This is a genomic window from Micromonospora sp. NBRC 110009 (assembly GCF_030518795.1).
Lineage (GTDB): Bacteria > Actinomycetota > Actinomycetes > Mycobacteriales > Micromonosporaceae > Micromonospora.
Genome location: NZ_CP130427.1, coordinates 4,994,788 through 5,012,525, shown reverse-complemented (window position 1 = coordinate 5,012,525; position 17,738 = coordinate 4,994,788). Strand labels below are relative to the sequence as shown.

General features: G+C 75.9%; 15 protein-coding genes. 4 read left to right on the top strand and 11 right to left on the bottom strand.

Annotated elements, in window-relative coordinates; translation table 11 throughout:
* The first annotated feature begins 116 nt into the window (after positions 1–116).
* Positions 117–1,076: a TIGR03557 family F420-dependent LLM class oxidoreductase gene (locus tag Q2K19_RS23795; RefSeq protein WP_302763845.1), complete on the top strand. Its 960-nt coding sequence runs from the start codon at positions 117–119 to the stop codon at positions 1,074–1,076.
* A gap of 20 nt (positions 1,077–1,096) precedes the next feature.
* Here the strand turns inward: Q2K19_RS23795 and Q2K19_RS23790 are convergent, their stop codons facing one another.
* The 3 genes from Q2K19_RS23790 to Q2K19_RS23780 all read right to left on the bottom strand — a co-directional run bounded on the left by Q2K19_RS23790 (position 1,097) and on the right by Q2K19_RS23780 (position 4,767).
* A complete protein-coding gene (locus Q2K19_RS23790; RefSeq protein ID WP_302763844.1) occupies positions 1,097–3,202 on the bottom strand; it encodes an APC family permease in 2,106 nt (701 codons plus the stop codon).
* A 99-nt stretch (positions 3,203–3,301) separates the two neighbouring features.
* Entirely contained in the window at positions 3,302–3,736 is a 435-nt protein-coding gene (locus Q2K19_RS23785) for a hypothetical protein (protein ID WP_302763843.1), read from the bottom strand.
* Positions 3,737–3,900: 164 nt separating this feature from the next.
* Positions 3,901–4,767: an alpha/beta hydrolase family protein gene (locus Q2K19_RS23780; RefSeq protein ID WP_302763842.1), complete on the bottom strand. Its 867-nt coding sequence runs from the start codon at positions 4,765–4,767 to the stop codon at positions 3,901–3,903.
* A 120-nt stretch (positions 4,768–4,887) separates the two neighbouring features.
* Between Q2K19_RS23780 and Q2K19_RS23775 the strand changes: the two genes are divergently transcribed.
* The gene (locus Q2K19_RS23775; protein ID WP_302763841.1) at positions 4,888–5,436 is read left to right on the top strand and encodes a CGNR zinc finger domain-containing protein; all 549 of its coding nucleotides are present in this window, start codon (positions 4,888–4,890) and stop codon (positions 5,434–5,436) included.
* A gap of 4 nt (positions 5,437–5,440) precedes the next feature.
* Here the strand turns inward: Q2K19_RS23775 and Q2K19_RS23770 are convergent, their stop codons facing one another.
* The 3 genes from Q2K19_RS23770 to Q2K19_RS23760 all read right to left on the bottom strand — a co-directional run bounded on the left by Q2K19_RS23770 (position 5,441) and on the right by Q2K19_RS23760 (position 9,568).
* Positions 5,441–5,662 (bottom strand): hypothetical protein, encoded by a 222-nt coding sequence (locus Q2K19_RS23770; RefSeq protein WP_302763840.1) that lies wholly within the window; start codon positions 5,660–5,662, stop codon positions 5,441–5,443.
* Between the two features lie 77 nt (positions 5,663–5,739).
* A complete protein-coding gene (locus Q2K19_RS23765) occupies positions 5,740–6,510 on the bottom strand; it encodes a DUF5995 family protein (protein WP_302763839.1) in 771 nt (256 codons plus the stop codon).
* A 115-nt stretch (positions 6,511–6,625) separates the two neighbouring features.
* Positions 6,626–9,568, bottom strand: coding sequence for a helix-turn-helix transcriptional regulator (locus tag Q2K19_RS23760; RefSeq protein ID WP_302763837.1), 2,943 nt, complete (start codon positions 9,566–9,568; stop codon positions 6,626–6,628).
* Between the two features lie 240 nt (positions 9,569–9,808).
* Between Q2K19_RS23760 and Q2K19_RS23755 the strand changes: the two genes are divergently transcribed.
* Positions 9,809–12,118: an AAA family ATPase gene (locus Q2K19_RS23755; protein WP_302763835.1), complete on the top strand. Its 2,310-nt coding sequence runs from the start codon at positions 9,809–9,811 to the stop codon at positions 12,116–12,118.
* A 136-nt stretch (positions 12,119–12,254) separates the two neighbouring features.
* On the opposite strand, the gene Q2K19_RS23750 is transcribed toward Q2K19_RS23755, so the two are convergent.
* The 5 genes from Q2K19_RS23750 to Q2K19_RS23730 form a co-directional block, all read right to left on the bottom strand.
* The gene (locus tag Q2K19_RS23750; protein WP_302763833.1) at positions 12,255–12,821 is read right to left on the bottom strand and encodes a dienelactone hydrolase family protein; all 567 of its coding nucleotides are present in this window, start codon (positions 12,819–12,821) and stop codon (positions 12,255–12,257) included.
* Positions 12,822–12,887: 66 nt separating this feature from the next.
* Positions 12,888–13,994 (bottom strand): nucleotide disphospho-sugar-binding domain-containing protein, encoded by a 1,107-nt coding sequence (locus Q2K19_RS23745; protein ID WP_302763831.1) that lies wholly within the window; start codon positions 13,992–13,994, stop codon positions 12,888–12,890.
* Positions 13,995–14,040: 46 nt separating this feature from the next.
* A complete protein-coding gene (paaI, locus tag Q2K19_RS23740; protein ID WP_302772728.1) occupies positions 14,041–14,427 on the bottom strand; it encodes a hydroxyphenylacetyl-CoA thioesterase PaaI in 387 nt (128 codons plus the stop codon).
* A gap of 37 nt (positions 14,428–14,464) precedes the next feature.
* Complete coding sequence (paaK, locus tag Q2K19_RS23735; RefSeq protein WP_302763830.1) at positions 14,465–15,790, bottom strand: phenylacetate--CoA ligase PaaK; 1,326 nt, start codon at positions 15,788–15,790, stop codon at positions 14,465–14,467.
* A 130-nt stretch (positions 15,791–15,920) separates the two neighbouring features.
* On the bottom strand, positions 15,921–16,370 hold the full coding sequence (locus Q2K19_RS23730; protein WP_302763828.1) for a MarR family winged helix-turn-helix transcriptional regulator: 450 nt from the start codon (positions 16,368–16,370) through the stop codon (positions 15,921–15,923).
* 134 nt (positions 16,371–16,504) lie between these two features.
* Here Q2K19_RS23730 and Q2K19_RS23725 point away from each other — a divergent pair, with 134 nt between their 5' ends.
* A complete protein-coding gene (locus Q2K19_RS23725) occupies positions 16,505–17,725 on the top strand; it encodes an MFS transporter (RefSeq protein ID WP_302763827.1) in 1,221 nt (406 codons plus the stop codon).
* Positions 17,726–17,738: the final 13 nt, after the last annotated feature.

Genomic DNA, 17,738 nt, shown 5'->3' with positions numbered 1-17,738 from the left:
GGTCACGCTCCGTAGGCCGTCCTAGGAGGCTGGACTTCCCCGGGCCGGGCGGCGTTTGTCCGGCCGTCTGCCGGGAAGGGCAGCGGTCCAGCCGCTCAGGGAACGGGAGTACCGGCATGCAGATCGGCTACAAGCTGGCCTCGGAGGCCTTCGGTCCGCAGGAGCTGATCCGCCAGGCGATCCGCGCGGAGCAGGCCGGATTCGACTTCGTCGAGATGAGCGACCACTACCACCCGTGGCTGGAGGTGCAGGGTCACTCCTGCTTCACCTGGAGCGCCCTCGGGGCCATCGCGGCGAAGACCACCACGCTCGGCCTGGCCACCGGCGTCACCTGCCCGAGCGTCCGCTACCACCCGGCGATCATCGCGCAGGCCGCCGCCACCCTGGCGCTGATCTCCGACGGGCGGTTCACCCTCGGGGTGGGCGCCGGCGAGCGGCTCAACGAGCACGTCGTCGGGCAGGGCTTCCCGAGCGTCCGCGGCCGGCACGAGCGGCTGCGAGAGGCGCTGGAGATCATCCGGCTGCTCTGGCAGGGCGGCTACCAGTCGTACGAGGGAAGGCACCTGCAGCTCGAGGACGCCCGCGTCTTCGACCTGCCGGACACGCCCCCGGTGATCGCCGTCGCGGCCAGCGGGAAGGACTCCGCGGCGATGGCCGCCGAACTCGGCGACGGGCTGTTCGCCACCGAGCCGAAGGCGGCCATCGTCGAGGACTACCGGGCGGCCGGCGGGCAGGGCCCCCGCTACGCGGAGGTGCCCCTCGCCTGGGCCCCGGACGAGGAGCAGGCGGTCCGGGCCGCGAAGGAAACCAGCCGGTGGGCGGTCACCGGCTGGAAGGTGATGAGCGAGCTGCCCAACCCGGTCAACTTCGACGCGGCGACCGTCTGGGTGGAGGACGAGCACATCCGGCGGCAGTTCTCCGTCGGGCCGGATCCCGAGGCGCACCTGGCCAAGGCCCGGGCGTACGTGGAGGCCGGCTACGACCACATCGTCCTGCAGAACGCCGGCCCGGACCCGGACGGCTTCCTCGACTTCTTCGCCGGCGAACTCAACGCCCGGCTGCGCGCCCTCGCCTGAGCCAGCCCTTCCTTGCGGGCTCAGCCGCCGACGTGGATGCCGGGGCGGCGGGCGCGGTCGGGCTCGGACTTGCGGATGATCTCCCGGACCACGGGCGGGGTGTCACCGCGGCCGAGGATCAGGTAGCGCAGCAGGTGCGCGATCGGGTTGCCCTCGGACCACTCGAAATGGCAGTGCGGCCGGACCCCGGTGGCATCCCGGAGCGCGAGCAGGATGGCGGCGATCGCGTTCGGGGCGGCCGGGCTGCCGGCACGCAGGATCCGGTACCCGCCGACCTCCACCCCGCGCACCCGCAGGACGTCGCTGAACTGCGACGGGTCGGAGATGTCGATCTCCAGGAAGAGCACGTCGGCGGCGCCCGGGACGGGGTTCATCCCGCGCTGCGCGCGCTCCTTGAGCCGGTACTCCTTGACCGAGCCGCTCTGCCGCTTGTTGGCGATCACGTGCAGCTGGCCGTCGTGCGCGATCGAGTCGGCGACGAACCGCCGGGCCGCGGCGTCGAACTCGATCCGTTCGGCCCGCAGCTCCGTGGTCCGGGACACCCGGGAGATCAGCGAGACGGCGATGATGCCGGCGATGAACAGGCCGGAGATGGCGATGCCGTCCGGCTTCTCGATGACGTTCTGGGTCAGCGCGTAGAGCAGCACCACGGTGAGCGCCGCGAAGCCGGCCCCGGCGATCCGGTGCCGCGCCCGGTAGGCGGAGATGGTCACCGCGATCGCGCCGGAGACCATCATCGCCAGGATCCCCGTCGCGTACGCCCCGGCCTGGGCATTGACGTCGGCCCGGAAGGCGACCGTGATGGCGACGCTGATCGCCGTGTAGACCAGCACCACCGGGCGGACCGCCCGCCCCCACTCGGGGGCCATGCCGTACGAGGGCAGGTAGCGGGGCACGATGTTGATCAGGCCGGCCATCGCGGAGGCCCCGGCGAACCAGAGGATGAAGATGCTGCTGATGTCGTAGACGGTGCCGAACGCCTCGCCCAGGTGCTCGTGGGCCAGCCAGGCCAGCGCCCGCCCGTTGGCCGCCCCGCCGGGCTGGAACTCCCGGGCCGGGATCAGCAGGGTGGTCACGAAGGTGGTGGTGATCAGGTAGACCGACATGATCAACGCGGCGGTGGTGAGCAGCTTGCGGGTGTTGTGGATCCGGGCCTGCAGGCGTTCCTCGGTGTCCCGACCCGCCCCCTTCACCAGCGGCATCATGCTCACCCCGGTCTCGAAGCCGGAGAGGCCCAGCACCAGCAGCGGGAAGGCGAGCACGCTGGTGCGCAGCACGTCGCCGGCCCCGCCGAGCGAGGTCAGCCGGGAGGTCCAGCCGGAGAGCACCGCGGGGTCGCGGGCGACCTCGACCAGGGCGGCGACCACGATCACCGCGTTCAGCGCCAGGAAGACCGCGACCAGCGGGATGGCCACCTGCACCGCCTCGCGGAAGCCCATCAGGAACACCCCGCCGAGGATCAGCAGCAGCACCACGGTCACCAGCACCGCGGCGCCGGTGCCGTGCGGGAACGACTGCGGCAGGTACGGGTTCTCCAGCAGGTGCACGGTGGCGTCGGCGGCGGACAGGGTGATCGTGATGATCCACGAGGTGGCCACGAAGCCCAGCAGCACCAGCACGAAGATCTTGCCCCGCCAGAACGGCAGCAGCCGTTCCAGCATCGCCACCGAGCCCTGCCCGTGCGGGCTCTCCCGGGCCACCCGCCGGTACATCGGCAGCATCCCGAGCAGGGTGAGCGCCACGATCAGCAGCGTGGCCAGCGGGGAGAGCGCGCCGGCCGCCACCGCGGCGATGCCGGGCAGGTAGGACAGGGTGGAGAAGTAGTCCACGCCGGTCAGGCACATCACCTGCCACCAGGGGTGCGCCGGCGCCTGGTGCTCGCGGGTCTCCGGGCCGACCGGCTGCACCCGGTGCTCGAACAGCCACCGGGCGAGCCGGGTGGCCGGCTCGGGCGGCCGGACCGGGGTGTCCACGCGGGCCGGGATCGCGGCCAGGCCCCGGCCGTCCGGGTCGCCCAGTTCAGGGTCGCGGGCCGCGCGCAGCGCCCGCTCCGCCGCGGCGGACTGCGCCCGGTTGCGCCGCCCCCGCGTACGCCGGGGCTGCGCCCCGTCCCGCCTGTCCGCCATCTACACCCCTCCAGGCCCTCGATCGACCGTAGGCGGTACCCCGAACACTTCCCGGCGGAACCCGACAAGCCGGAAAAGATCGTCAGGGCCGGCGGCCGGTCAGCCGGGCGGGAGGCGCAGGGCGTCGCGTAGGGCCTCCGGGTCGGTCACCGTCACCGTGACCGCCGGGTGGCGCAGCCACGGGCCGGGGGCGAGGGCCGGCACCGGGGCGGCGAAGCGCAGGCAGACCCCGGCGGCCACGCTGCTGCCGAAGGTGACCCCGCCGTCGGCGAGGGACAGGTGCGGCCCGATCGCCCGCCACCAGCGGTACGGCCCGCCGAGCTCCGCCTCGGCGACGTTGTCCCGCTCGGCCCGCAGCAGCCAGGGGCCGAACCGGACGGTCAGCTCGTCGGGGCCGAGTTCGACCCGGGCGGTCTCCGGGCGCACCCCGAGCAGCGCCAGGGGCAGCCGGAACGCCGGGTCGAACCGGAAGGGGAAGCGGCGGACCGGGCCGCCCGGGGTCGGCCCGGGACGGGCCGGTTCACTCTGCGCCATGGCGGCGACGTACCCGGCCGGGCCGGCCCGACACCCGGCCGGCGGCCGTTACCCCCGCGCGGCCGGGGCGCCGCCGGGCCGGCAGGTCGGGCCGGCCCAGTCGCTTCCCCGTACGCCGGGACCGGCCGGCACCCCCCGGGCCGGCCGGTCCCCTGTTCCTCGGATCATCCGTGCAGGCCCAGGCGGTCGGCCAGCCAGGCGATCCGGTCGTCGCGGACGCCGGTCGCGCCGAGGTCGTGCTCCTCGCGCGGGTAGAGCGACACCCGCGCCTGCGGCGCCGCGGCGGCGAAGGCCGCGCGGGTCTCCGCGCCGACGAACCGGTCGGCGCCGGCGAACTGGAGGTACGCCCCGGCGCCGAGCCGGCCGACCTGGTCCACCGGGTCGAGCCCGGCGAAGACCGCCCGGTACGCCGCCTGCTCCCCCTCCGGCAGCTGGAGCCAGTACTGGTCGAACCAGTTCGCCCAGGTGGCGTCCGGCGCGAGGAGCACCGCCGTGCGGAGCCCGGGCTCCGCGGCGGTGAGGTCGGCGGCGTACATGGCGCCGTAGTCGTGGCCGACCACGGCGGTGCGGGCCGAGTCCACCCCCGGCTCGGCGAGCAGCCGCCGGTAGGCGTGCCGCACGGCGTCGAGCTGGGCGGTCACCGCGGCCCGGTCCCGGGCGTCGCCCACCGGGTCGCCGGCCCACGGGAAGGTGAGCTGGGGCAGCACCGAGACCACGCCACGCCCGGCCAGGGCGGTCGCCTCGGCGAGGAACTCGCTGCGGTCCTGGCTGGCTCGGCCCGGCTCGAACCAGTGCAGGTCCAGCACACCGGCGAGCCCGGCGGCGGTCCCCTGCGGCCGCACCAGCCACGCCCGGACGGCCGGTTGCCCGGGCACCGGGATCTCGATGTCCCGGACCAGCACCACCTCCCGGGACCGGCCGGCGGCCGGTACGGCCCCGGCGGGCGCCTCCGCTCTGGCCCCGCCGGCGCCGACGAACGCGCCGGTGACCAGCAGCACTGCCGTGGACAGGAGTACAGGCAGTCGTCGCATCACACACCTCCATAAGTTTTTAAACGTGTTTTACAACTGATGACGCTAGGATGGCGGACGGCGATCGGTCAAGGGCGGAGGGACGGGCGTGTCGGCAACCGGACGGCGGAGCGGGCGCGGATGAGCGCGGTGCCACCCCTGGAACCCGCGCTGCGGCTGGCTGTCGCGCTGCTGCACAGCTACTGGGTGCTCCAGGACCCGGTCGACCAGCTGTCCGTGGCCCGGATCCGGGCCGCCGGTCGGGAGCTCGGCCTGGCCGCGGCCACCGACCCGCTCGGCGAGCCGGACCTGCCCCGGCTGAAGGAGCTGCGCGAGCGGCTGTACCAGGTCTTCGCCGCCCCCGACCCGGCCGCCCGGGTGGCCAGCCTCAACGCGGTGCTGGCCGAGGTCAGCGCCGGCACCACGGTGGAGTCCACCCCGGACGGCACGCTGCGGCTGACCCCGCTGCCCCGGCCCGGACCGGTCGGGCCGTTCGCCGCCCTGGTCACCGGGGCCCTCGCCCGGGCCGCCGCGACCGGCGGGGCGGACCGCTTCGGGGTCTGCGCCGCCGACCCCTGCCGGGCCCCCTACCTCGACCGCACTCGGGCGGGCCGGCAGCGGTACTGCTGCGAGCTGTGCAACAACCGGGCCGCCGCGGCGGCCTACCGGAGCCGGTCCCGGCGCGGCTGAGACGTCAGGCCAGCGCCGCCGCCCACCGGTCCACATGCGCCTCCAGCAACTCCGCGGTGGCCCGCCAGTACGCCCCGTCCTCGGCGTGGATCCGCGCCCACGGCTGCACGCCGTCCCGGGCACCCCGGCGGAGCAGGTCGCCCATCGCCCGCGCCCGGCGGCCGAGCAGGGCGGCCAGGGCCGGCCGGTCGCCCGTCGTGACGTTGCCGGTCAGCGCCTGTTCCACCGGGCCATCCTCGCACCCGGGCGGCGCGGACGGCGTCCCCGCGCTCCGCGGCGGAACGCGGGGACCCCCCGTCCCGGCTACTGGAGGAACGCCCCGAGGGGCGACAGCAGCAGCCGGCCGAGCAGCGCGGCGTTGTCGTCCAACCGCGTCCGCTCACACTCGCGGGCCTCCGGGTCGTGCCGGCAGCGCCAGATCTTCTGCGCGTTGCGCCAGGCCACGTTCCGGGTGTACTCCACCAGCTCGCCCTGGTACCAGTCGTCGATGTCGCCGTTGACCATGTCGATCATGAGCTGCCAGTGGTCCAGGTAGCCCCGGCGCAGCTCGGGGATCCGCTCGGCGAAGATCTCGTTGATCTCCAGGTAGTCGCGGTGCTGGTCGCTGCCGTCGACCGGCTCGGACTCCAGGCTCTCCAACGTGGTGACCAGCGCGAACGGCAGGTCGTAGTTGATGTGGGCGTTCACCCCGGCGGCCGCCGAGGGCAGCGGGCGGGCGTCCGGGCCGCGCATCCGGTGGAACAGGCAGGACCACGCCTTCGGGGTGCTCGGGCTGGACTCGGTCCAGTACCGCAACGCGTCGAAATAGCGGGCGGCGAACTCGACGTCCAACCGGGCCAGGAAGACCGGGTCGACGAACCGGTCGTCGTACAGGCCGTCCAGGACGGTGCTCGTGATCACCAGGTAGAGCTTGTTGAAGTCGGCCAGCGGGCAGCTCTCCTCCAGCGGAGGCAGCCGGACCAGCAGGTCCTGCAGCTTGGTGAGGTGGTCGACGACCGCCGGCACGTCCGCGGGGTGGTCGGCGAGCAGCCCGACGATGTCCTGGTGCACAGGACCCCAGACCGGTTCGGTCATGTCTCCTCCACTGTGGCCGGCGCCCCCACAGCGCCCATCGACCTCGGACAGCCTTCCAGCCGGCCCGCCGGGGCCGGATCAGTAGAACGACGTATTCGGCGCGGAGCCGGTACGGCTACTCGGGGCGGCTGCGCAGGTGGATCGCGCTCGCCTGCACCCGGGTGCGGACGTGGAGCTTGTCGAAGATGTGCGACACGTGCACCCCGATGGTCCGCTCGCTGATGAACAGCCGCTGGCCGATCTCCTTGTTGGTCAGGCCCTCGGCGACCGCGGCGAGCACCTCGCGCTCCCGGGCGGTCAGCGCCGCCAACTCGTCCACCGCCGGCACGGCGGCCGGCGGGGCGCTCCGGGGGCGGGGCACCGACCGCGCCTCCGCCGGCTGCTCGTCCAACGTCACCCGGGCCCGCCCGGCCAGGGTACGGATCTCCGAGCTCAACGGCACCGCGCCCAGCGCCTGCGCCATCCGGTGGGCCTGCCGCAGCAGCTTGCCGGCGGTCGCCACCCGGCTGCGCCGGGCCAGCAGCGCCTCGGCCTGCCGCAGCCGGGAGTACGCCGCCGGGTAGGGGTGGTTGCGGCGGTCCCACTCGGCCGCCGACCGGGCCCACAGCTCCGGGTCGCCCCGGCCGTCGTCGAGCCGGCTCACCTCGGCCGCGCAGAGCGCCAGGAACCCGTCCGCGACGTAGCGCACCGGCGCGCCCGCCTTCTCGCTCTTGCCGGCCACCCGGTCGACCACCTCGCGCAGCCGGCGCACCGCCGTGGGGTCCACCTCGACCGTCCGGCTGGCGGACGCCTCCGCCTCGGCGCGCAGCCCGTGCCAGGCCAGGGTGGCGAGCACGATGACGTCGTCGGAGCGGCTCTCGGTCAGACCCCGCTGGACGGCCTGCCGGGCCAGGTCGTGCCGGCCCTGCCACATGGCCAGCCCGGCGCGCAGGATGAGCATCGGGAGCACATGCCGGGCGCCCCCGCCGGCGAGCACCGTGGCCACCGCCTCCAGGTCCCGGTCGGAGGCCTCGATGTCGCCGTACCCGACGGAGAGCCGGCAGCGGGCGAGCAGCAGCTCCACCGCGTCGGCGCCGGACGGGCGGTGGCGCAGCGCGGCGGCGACCACCTTCTCCGCCTCGGCCCACTGCCCGACCCGGAACAGTCCGTTCGTGGCGATGGCCAGCAGCCGGGTCTCCCAGGTGCGGCCCAGCCCCAGCTCGGCGACCCGCTCGGCGCCCCGGCGGGCCACCACCACCCCCTCCTCGAGGATGTTCAGCGGCCCGGTGAGCAGCTCCGCCAGGTGCAGGTACGCGCACGCCACGTCCTCCGGCCGGCCGGACCGCTCGGCGGTCTCCAGGGCCCGCCGCATCACGGCGAGCCCGGCCTCCGGGTCCTCCAGGTACGCCTCGCTGTAGCCCAGCGCCGCGCTGGCCAGCACCACCTCCGAAGTGGACCCCTCCACCGCCGCGGCGAGCAGCAGGGCCTCCCGGGCCTGCGCGCCGGCCTCCGCGTATCGGCCGAGGTGCAGCAGCAGCTCGGCCAGGTGGGCGGCGGCCGTGGCCCGCTCCCGGGGCGTGCAGTCGGGGGCCGCCAGGGCCTGCCGGTACTCGGCCTCGGCGGGCGCCGAGCGGCCGGCGGCCGCCAGGTAGCGGGCCCGCCGGATGTGCAGGGCGCAGGCCGGCGGGCCGGCCGGCTCCCGGGCCAGCTCCTCCAGCAGCTCCAGCGCCCGGGCGTGCTCGCCGCAGTGGTGCGCCGTCTCGGCCGCGTGGGTCAACAGCTCGGCGCGGTTCACCCCGGCCGGCGCGGGCCGCTCGGCGTCGGCGGCGGCCCCGGCCGGGGCCGCCAGCTGCAACGCCACCGACCAGTGCCGGTGCGCCTCGGCGTAGCCGTGCAGCCGCTCGGCCTCGCGGGCGGCGGCCATGGCGGCGGGCAGCGCCCGGGCCGGCTCGCCGGCCAGCCGCCAGTGGTGGGCCAGCCGGGCCTGGTGCAGGTCCCCGGTGGCCGAGGTGAGCGCCTCGGCGTAGCGGCGGTGCAGCACGGCCCGCTCGGCGGGCAGCAGCTCGTGGGCCAGCACCTCGGCGACGAGGCGGTGCCGCAGCCGGTAGCCGTCGTCGGCGCCGACCAGCAGCCGGTGCGCCACCGCCGCCCGGACCGCCTCGATCAGCTCCTCCTCCGGCAGCCGCACCACCTGCGTCAGCAGCCAGTGCTCGACCGGTTCGACGCCGGCGGCGACGGCGTGCACCACCGCGTGCGCGTGCTGCGGCAGCGCGTCCACCCGGGACAGGAACACCTCGCGCAGCGTGTCGGAGAGGCCGTCGTGGCCGTCCCGCAGGTCGCGGGCCAGCTCCTCGACCACGAAAGGGTTGCCGCCGCTGCGCTGCCACATCCGGTCGGCGGCCTCGGGCGGCAGCGGGGCGCCGACGATCGCCGCGGCCAGCTCGTCGGTGCCGGCCCGGTCCAGCGGCGCCAGATCGACCACCCGCACCGAACGCAGCCGGCGCAGCTCGGTGAGCACCCGGCGCAGCGGGTGGGCGCCCTGCAACGACTCGGCGCGGATCGCGGCGAGCACCGAAAGGTGCAGGTCGCCGAGCCCGGCCAGCAGGTAGAGCAGGAGCTGCCGGGTGCTCCGGTCGACCCACTGCAGGTCGTCCAGGACGAGCACCAGCGGGCGGCCGCCGGCGACCAGGTGCAGCCCGCGGGAGACCCGCTCGAGCAGCGCGCCGGCGCCGTCCGGACCGGGGGTCTCCTCGTCGAACACCTGGAGCAGGCCGCGTACCGCCGAGGAGGTGCGGGCCTCGGTCAGCTCGGCGTCGAAGCGGCGCAGCGCCTGCCGCAGCGGATGCAGCGGGGACGCGTCGCCGATGTCCAGGCAGGAGCCGGTCAGCACCACCGCGCCCGCGTCCCGCAGCCGCTCGCTGACCTCGGCCAGCAGGCGGGTCTTGCCCACCCCGCTCTCGCCGGTGAGGAAGACCGCCGCCGTGTTGTCAGGCGCGACGTCGTCGAGCAGGGCCGACCGGAGCAACGCGATGGTGTCGGCACGGCCGACGAGCGGTGCGGTGTCCACATCGCTGCCCATGGAACGCAGCCTAGTCACAGCTTCCCGCACCGTTCTACGGGCTCAGCGCGGTTGTGGTACCTCTCGCGTCGACATTGCGACTAAAGGTTGCGGGTGGTCGACATACGTCGTCCTACCGATCCCCCGACAACCCGGTGGTGAAAGTCTCCGGAGGTCGTCAGGCAGCGGACCGGGGAAAGGGTGGGTGCGATGCCAGTGACCGCGACCGTGGGTTGTCAGGATGTCGTCACGCGGTGGCCGGTGCCCGAGGAGAGACGCACGGTCACCGTCCTCTTCGCCGATATCGTCGGCTCGACCGAGCTGGTCGAACGGCTCGACCCGGAGGACGTCCGGACGCTGCAACAGGCGTACTTCGGCACCGTGGCCGGGGTGCTGCGGCGGTGGAACGGCGTGGTGGAGAAGTACATCGGCGACGCGGTGATGGCCCTGTTCGGGGTGCCCGGCGCGGACGGCTTCGACGCGTACCGGGCGGTGCGGGCCGGCCTGGAGATCCAGGAGGCGCTGGACCGGCGGACGCCGGCCGGCACCCGGCTGCGGGTCCGGGTCGGGGTGGCCACCGGGGAGGTCCTGGTCGACCTGGCCGCCACCCGGGACGGCGGGCACGGCACCGCCAGCGGCGCGGTGATCACCGCCGCGGCCCGCCTGCAGGAGTACGCGCCGCCGGGCGGGGTGGTCGTCTGCGCGGCCACCCGCCGGGCCACCGCCGGGCTGCTCGACCTGCGGCCGCTGGCCGCCCTCACGGTCGCCGGCAGGACGGTGCCGCCGGACGTCTGGCGGGTCATCGGGCCGGCCCGGCCCCGGCCGATCCGCCACCGGGGCCCCCTGGTGGGCCGGCGGCGGGAGCTGGCCACCGCCGGCGACGAGATCGCCCGGGCGGTCCGGGAGCGCCGGCCGCGCTGGGTCTCCCTGGTCGGCCCCGCGGGCAGCGGGCGCAGCCGGCTGCTGCACGAGCTGACCCGCGCGGTGTCGACGGTGGACGGTGTGCCGGTGCGCTGGTGCGTGGCGCACTGCCCGCCGTACCCCCAGGGCGAGCTGGCGCCGCTGGCCGACATGGTCCGCGCGTTCGCCGGGGTCCGCGACACCGACCCCGCGCCGACCGTACGCCGGCGGCTGGCCGCCGCGCTGGACGGACTGCTGCCACCGGCCCGCCGGGCCGCGGCGGCGCACGCCCTGGCCGAGTTCGTGGCGGCGCCGCCGGAGGAGGGGGCGGCGGCCCGCGGGGCCGAGGTGTGGCGGGAGGTGCTCCTCGACCTGGCGGCCGGTCGGCCGGTGGTGGTGGCCGTGGACGACCTGGACCGCGCCGCCCCACCGCTGAACCGGTTCCTGCACCGGCTCTTCGCCGCCGCCACCGAGCGGAAGCTGCCCCTCGCGGTGGTGGCCACCCACGGTCCGGGCTGGGCCGACCTGCTGCCGGGGGCCGCCGACCGGCGGCGCCGGGTGCCGCTGCCCGCGCTGGGCAGCGTGGAAACCGGACGACTGCTGCGGCACCTGCTCGGCCGGGCCGGTCGGCCGGCCGCGTTGGCCGGGGAGCTGCTGTCTCTGGTCGGCGGGAACCCGGCCGCGGCGCGGGCGTACGTGGCGGCGCTCGACCACGACGGCCCGCCGGACGGCGTGCCGGAGCCGGTGCGCCGCATGGTGGACGTCCGGCTGGACCGGCTGGACGGCGCGCAGCGGGCGGTGCTGATGGCGGCCGCGCACCACGGGGCGGCGGTCGACGCCGGCACGGCGCAGCGGCTGCTCGACTGGCCGGCGGGCCGGGCCGAACCGGTGCTGCGCAGCCTGGCCGGGGCCGGCCTGCTGCGCCGGACCGCCGCGGACCGGTACCTCGTCGCCGAACCCGTGGTGGCCCGGGTGGCGCGCCACCGGCTGCCCCGCGCGCTGGGGGCGGAGTTCACCCGCCGGCTGCCGAGCCCGGTGACCCGCCCCGTCGACCCGGGTCCGGCTGACGTCCCCGCACGCCCGGCGCTCGCCGGCAGAGCGGCGGCCTCGCGCACCGGGAGCCCGGCGGCCCGCCTCACGGCGACGGCCCCCCGGAACCACCACCGGGTAGCCCGGCCCACCGTGGCCGACCCGCACGGCGACCCGACGGCCGCTCCCACCCTGACCGCCCCGGACGGCGGCCCGGCGGCCGCTCCAGTGTGGAGTACGACCTCGTCGACGACCGCCGCCGGCACCGTGGTCGGCCCGCACGGCGCTCGGGCGGCCGGCACCACCGTGGCGGGTCGGGGCACCGGCGGCCGGACGCACCACCCGGCCGTGGCGAGCCCACGTCGACCGGCGGACGCCGGCGGCACCGCCCTTCCCGCCAAGCCCACGGCGAGCCGGGTGCCGGTGGACCGGTCGGGCGACCGGCCGGCGGCGGCCACGGCCTGGGACGGGCGGGCGGCGGTGGTCCCGATCGGCGAACGGACCGAACCGGTCGGCGGTCGGCCGCCGACCGCCCGGCCGCCACGCCGGAGCGGGATGCCGGGGCGGGAACCGGCCGGCGAGTGGGCGTCCGGCCGCGACCGGACCGGCGGTGTCGCCGGCACGCCGGCGCTCGCCGCCTGAGCCGGCGCCCGGGTCGGAGTGGGCACGGGGCCGCTCCGACCCGGGCGTCGCACCATCCGACGCCCGTGCTGCCCGCCTCGCCGGTCCGGTCCGGGCCGCGGGCCGGATCCGCCGGTGAGCCGTCCGGGCCCGGGACTCAGCGGTCGGCGAGGAACGCCAGCGCGCGGTCCCAGGTCAGCGCGGCGGCCAGCGGGTCGTGGTCGGGCAGGTCGGGATCGGTGTAAAGGTGCCCGGGGCCCGGGTAGCGGTGCACGGACAGCTCGGCGCCGGCCGCGGTCAGCGCCCGCCGCCACTGGTCCACCTCGTCCTGCGGCTCGTACTCGTCCGGATCGGCGAGGTGGAGCTGGACCGGCAGCCCGGGGCGGACCGACTCCGGGGCGCCGCCGGTGCCGTGCAGCAGGAGCAGCGCCGCGGCCTCCGGCCGCTCGGCCAGCAGCGCCCCGGCCACCCCGGCCCCCATCGAGAAGCCGGCCAGCACCGCCTCGGCGGGCAGGTCACGCGCCGCCGCCCGGGCCCGGTCGAGGACCCCGTCCCGGCCGACCTTGTCCAGCAGCGCGAAGCCGTCCTCGACGGTGTCGGCGGCGGGCAACCCGTACAGGTCGGGGGTGGTGGTCTGGTGGCCGGCGGCGCGCAACCGGTCGGCGGCGGCCAGCACCGCGGGCCGCAACCCGTAGACGGAGTGCAGGAGCAGGATGTGTGCCATGGGGCCATCGTGCCCCAGGCCCCTGACGTCGACCGGCACCAGCCGACGGCGGGTCCGGACCCGGGGTCAGCCGAGCGACTCGAGCCGCGCCACCAGCTCGGCCGGGGGCGGCATGGCGGCGATCTCCCGGCGCACCTCCCGGGCGGCGGCGCGCAGTGCCGGGTCGGTGACCAGCCGGGTCAGCGTGCCCGGGGTGATCTGCCGGCTCGGCGCCGCGATGCCGGCTCCCCGCCGGGCCGCCAGGTTGGCGTTGAACCGGCGGTCACCGGGACCGGTGGTGGCGAGTTGCGGGACTCCGGCGGCCAACGCGCCGAGCACGCTGCCCGCGCCGCCGTGATGCACCAGCGCCGCACTGGCCGGCAGGGCCGCGTCGAGGGGAATCCAGTCGACGGTGCGGACGTTGGGCGGCAGCGCCGACCGGGACAGTCGCCGGTCCGGGCGGACCAGGACGAACTCGGCGTCCACCCGGTCGGCGGCGGCGACCACCGCCCGCATCGGGCCCGCCCCGCCGGGGCCGGCCACGGTGCTGCGGCTGACCAGCACCCGGGGCCGGTCGGCCGGTTCGCGCAGCCAGTGCGGGAGCTCGCCGGCGGTGTGTGGCGCGTACCGCATCGGCCAGCCGTCCTGGACGGCCACGCTGGGCGGGGCCACGGCGATCGCGGCGGCGGGGGGCGGGAGCTCGGCGACGCGGTGGCGGCGCAGCGCCGCGGCGAGCCGCCCGGTGGTGACCCGGACCAGCTCGCGCCCGTCGAAGAGCGAGTTCTCGTGGCGTACCGCCGGCACGCCGACCCGGGCGGCGGCGAGCGCGCCGGCCACGGCGAACGGTTCGTGCACCACCAGGTCGGGCGACCAGTCCCGGGCCACCGCCACCAGGCCGTCCGCCAGCTCGTCGTTGACCTGGCCGAAGAGGAGCGCGGCACCGCGGGTGCCCGCGGTGCCGGCCAGCTCGGCGCGGGCGATCAGCGGATGCCGCAGCAGGACCCGGCGGGCGATCCGGCCGAAGTCGAAGCCCGGCGCGACGTCCCGCACCGGCAGGCCGGCGGGAGCCGCGGTGAGGCCGTCGGCGGCCGTGGCCAGCAGCACGGCGTGCCCGGCGTCGCGCAGGGCGAGGGCGAGGGGCAGCAGCGGACGGACGTGCCCGACCAGCGGCGCGGAGGCCACCAGCACACGCATCCCCCGATGTTAGAGCGCGGGCGGCGGTCGGTGTGGCCCCGCCGGCTCAGCTCCGCGCGCCGGGCTTCGGAGCGATGGTGCGGCTGCGGCCCCGGAACTCGGCGACCACCTCGTCGTCGCGCCACACGGTGACGTCGTAGATGCCGCTGCGGCCGTAGCGGACCCGCTCGGTGGCCCGGGCCTCGAGCAGGTCGCCCTCGCGGACCGGACGCAGGAAGCTGATCTCGCCGCCGGCGGCCACGGTCGCCGGGCCGTGGCTGTTGCAGGCCAGCGCGAAGGCGGTGTCGGCGAGCAGGAAGACGAACCCGCCGTGGCCGATGGCGTGGCCGTTGAGCATGGCCGGGGTGACCCGCATCCGGGCCACCGCCGCGCCGTCGCCGGCCGAGACCAGCTCGATGCCGAGCCCCTTGGAGGCGACGTCGGCGTCGAACATGTCGTGGGCCGCGGTGCGGCCCTCGCGCTCCCCCACCTCAGTGCCCCCGCCGCTGGTCCACGATCCGGCGCATCTTGCCCATCGACCGTTCCACCCCGTCCGGCGCGATGACCTGCACCGCCACGCTGACCCCGATGGTGTTCTTCACCTGCTGCACCAGGTCGGCGCCGGCCCGCTCCGCCTCCTCGGCGGCCACCCCGACCCGCCGTTCCACCTTGACGGTGAGGGTGTCCATCCGGCCCTGCCGGTCCAGCACGCACTGGAAGTGCGGGGACAGCGCCGGCGTACGCAGGATCAGCTCCTCGATCTGGGTGGGGAAGACGTTCACCCCGCGGACGATCATCATGTCGTCGGTCCGGCCGGTGATCTTCTCGATCCGCCGCACGGGCCGGGCGGTGCCGGGCAGCAGCCGGGTCAGGTCGCGGGTGCGGTAGCGGACCACCGGCACCGCCTCCTTGGTGAGCGAGGTGAGCACCAGCTCGCCCTGCTCGCCGTCGGGCAGCACCGCGCCGGTGACCGGGTCGATGATCTCCGGGTAGAAGTGGTCCTCCCAGAGGTGCAGGCCGTCCTTGGTCTCTACGCACTCGACCGCGACGCCGGGGCCCATCACCTCGGAGAGCCCGTAGATGTCCACCGCGTGCATGTCGAGGCGCTGCTCCATCTCGCGGCGCATGTCCTCGGTCCACGGCTCGGCGCCGAAGATGCCCACCTGCAGTGAGGTGGAGCGGGGGTCGACGCCCTGGCGTTCCATCTCGTCGACGATCGCCAGCATGTAGCTGGGGGTGACCATGATGACGTCCGGCTCGAAGTCGCGGATCAGCATGACCTGCCGCTCGGTCATGCCGCCGGAGACCGGGATGACCGTGCAGCCCAGCTCCTCGGCGCCGTAGTGGGCGCCAAGGCCGCCGGTGAACAGCCCGTAGCCGTACGCCACGTGCACCCGGTCGCCCGGGCGGCCGCCGGCGGCCCGGATCGAGCGGGCCATCAGCCGTGCCCAGGTGGCCAGGTCGTCCTTCGTGTAGCCGACCACTGTCGGGCGGCCGGTGGTGCCGGAGGAGGCGTGCAGCCGGGCGACGCGCTCCCGGGGCACGGCGAACATGCCGAACGGGTAGTTCTCCCGCAGCTCGGCCTTGCCGGTGAACGGGAAGCGGGCCAGGTCGGCCAGTTCGCGCAGGTCGTCCGGGTGCGCCTCGGCCGCCTCGAAGGCCCGGCGGTAGTGCGGCACGTTGTCGTACGCGTGCCGCAGGGACCAGCGCAGCCGCTCCAGTTGAAGGGCCCGCAGCTCGTCGACGCCGATCCGCTCGACGGGGTCCAGCTCCTCGCGACGAGGGGTGCGGTCCTGCACGATGCCTCCTGCGCTCACCCGGCCACCTGGCGCGGGTCCGCGCCGACCGACGGTGGGTACCGTACGCCCCCAGCCTGCGGACCTGCGACCTCGGCCCGGGCACCCGGCGGCCGTCCCGGGTGGGCGGGGCGCCCCGAGGGGGGCGGGCTCAGCTCGGGGCGGGCAGCCGGTGCAGGGCGTCGACGAGGGGGGCCAGCTCGGGGGTCCGCTCGGCCTCGGCGAGCGCCTCGGCGAGCACCCGGTCGTGGGTCGGCCGGGCCCGGGCCAGCAGGTCCGAGCCGGCCGGGGTCAGCTCGGTGTAGATGCCGCGCCGGTCGTCCTCGCAGAGGACCCGGGTGAGCAGCCCCCGGTCCTCCAGGCGGGTGACCAGGCGGGTGGTGGCGCTGCCGGAGAGCGCGGCGGCGCGGGCGAGCTGGCGCATCCGCATGTGCCAGCCGTCCTGGCGGGAGAGCGCGTCGAGCACCGTGTACTCGACGACGGAGAGGTCGTGCTCGGCCTGGAGGGCACGCTCGAGGGCGGTCTCGATCAGGCCGTGCAGGGCCGCGAGCGTCCGCCAGCCCTGCGCGCGGACCTCGACCGCGTCGTCGCCGATCCCCATGACGCCCCCTCGGTGTGATCTGGACGTCCCCCAGGTTAGCACGCTTGCGCAGGTATCCCGCGCGTGCAACTATTTTGTTGTTCGCGCGGGTAGTTGCACACGCCCGCTATCTTCCATCGGGAAACGGGTATCTCATGTCTCAGCGCACCTCCGCCCTTCCCGGCGGCCTGATCGCCCTCGCGATCGGGGCGTTCGGCATCGGGCTGACCGAATTCGTGATCATGGGGCTGCTCCCCCAGGTCGCCGCGGACTTCGCGGTCACCGAGTCGGTCGCCGGCTGGCTGATCTCCGGATACGCGCTCAGCGTCGCCGTCGGCGGGGTGGCCCTCACCGCCGCCGTCACCCGGCTGCCCCGCAAGCCCGTGCTGCTCGGCCTGATGGTGCTCTTCATCGCCGGCAACCTGCTCTCCGCCGTCGCCGCCGACTACGCCACCCTGCTGGCCGGCCGGATCGTCGCCGCGCTGTGCCACGGCGCGTTCTTCGGCATCGGCGCGGTGGTCGCGGCCGGACTGGTCCCGCCCGCCCGGCGGGCCGGCGCGATCGCGATGATGTTCGCCGGCCTGACCATCGCCAACGTGCTCGGCGTGCCGTTCGGCACCTTCCTTGGGCAGCACCTCGGCTGGCGCGCCACCTTCTGGGCGATCACCGGCATCGGGCTGGTCGCGCTGGTCGGGCTGGCGCTGCTGGTGCCCGGGCGCGGGGCGGCCACCGCCGACGCCCCCGCCGGCGGGCTCCGCGGCGAGCTGCGCGCGTTCACCCGGCCGCAGGTCTGGTACTCGCTGGTGGTCACCATCCTCGGGTTCGGCGGCATGTTCGGCGCGTTCACCTACATCGCGTACACGCTGACCGAGGTGAGCGGCTTCGCCACCGCGACCGTGCCGTGGCTGCTGGTCCTCTTCGGCCTCGGGCTGTTCGTCGGCAACCTGGCCGGCGGGCGGGCGGCCGACGTCTCGCTCTCCGGCACGCTCGTCACCGTGCTCGCGGTGCTCACCGTGGTGCTGGTCGGCTTCGCGCTGACCGCGGCCAGCCCGGGGCTGACCGTGGCCTCCCTGGTGCTGATGGGCGGGTTCGGCTTCGCCACCGTGCCACCCCTGCAGATGCGGATCATGCGGTACGCCCACCAGGCCCCCACGCTGGCCTCCGGCGCCAACATCGCCGCGTTCAACCTGGGCAACGCGCTCGGCGCTTGGATCGGTGGGGTGACCATCAGCGCCGGGCTCGGCTTCACCGCCCCGATCTGGGCCGGCGCCGGGCTCACCCTGCTCGGCCTCGCCGTGCTGCTGTTCGCCGACGGACGGGCCCGGCGCGCGCCGGCCGCCGCCGTGCCCACCCGCGAACTGGTCGACGCCGCCTGACCGGCCCGCCCGG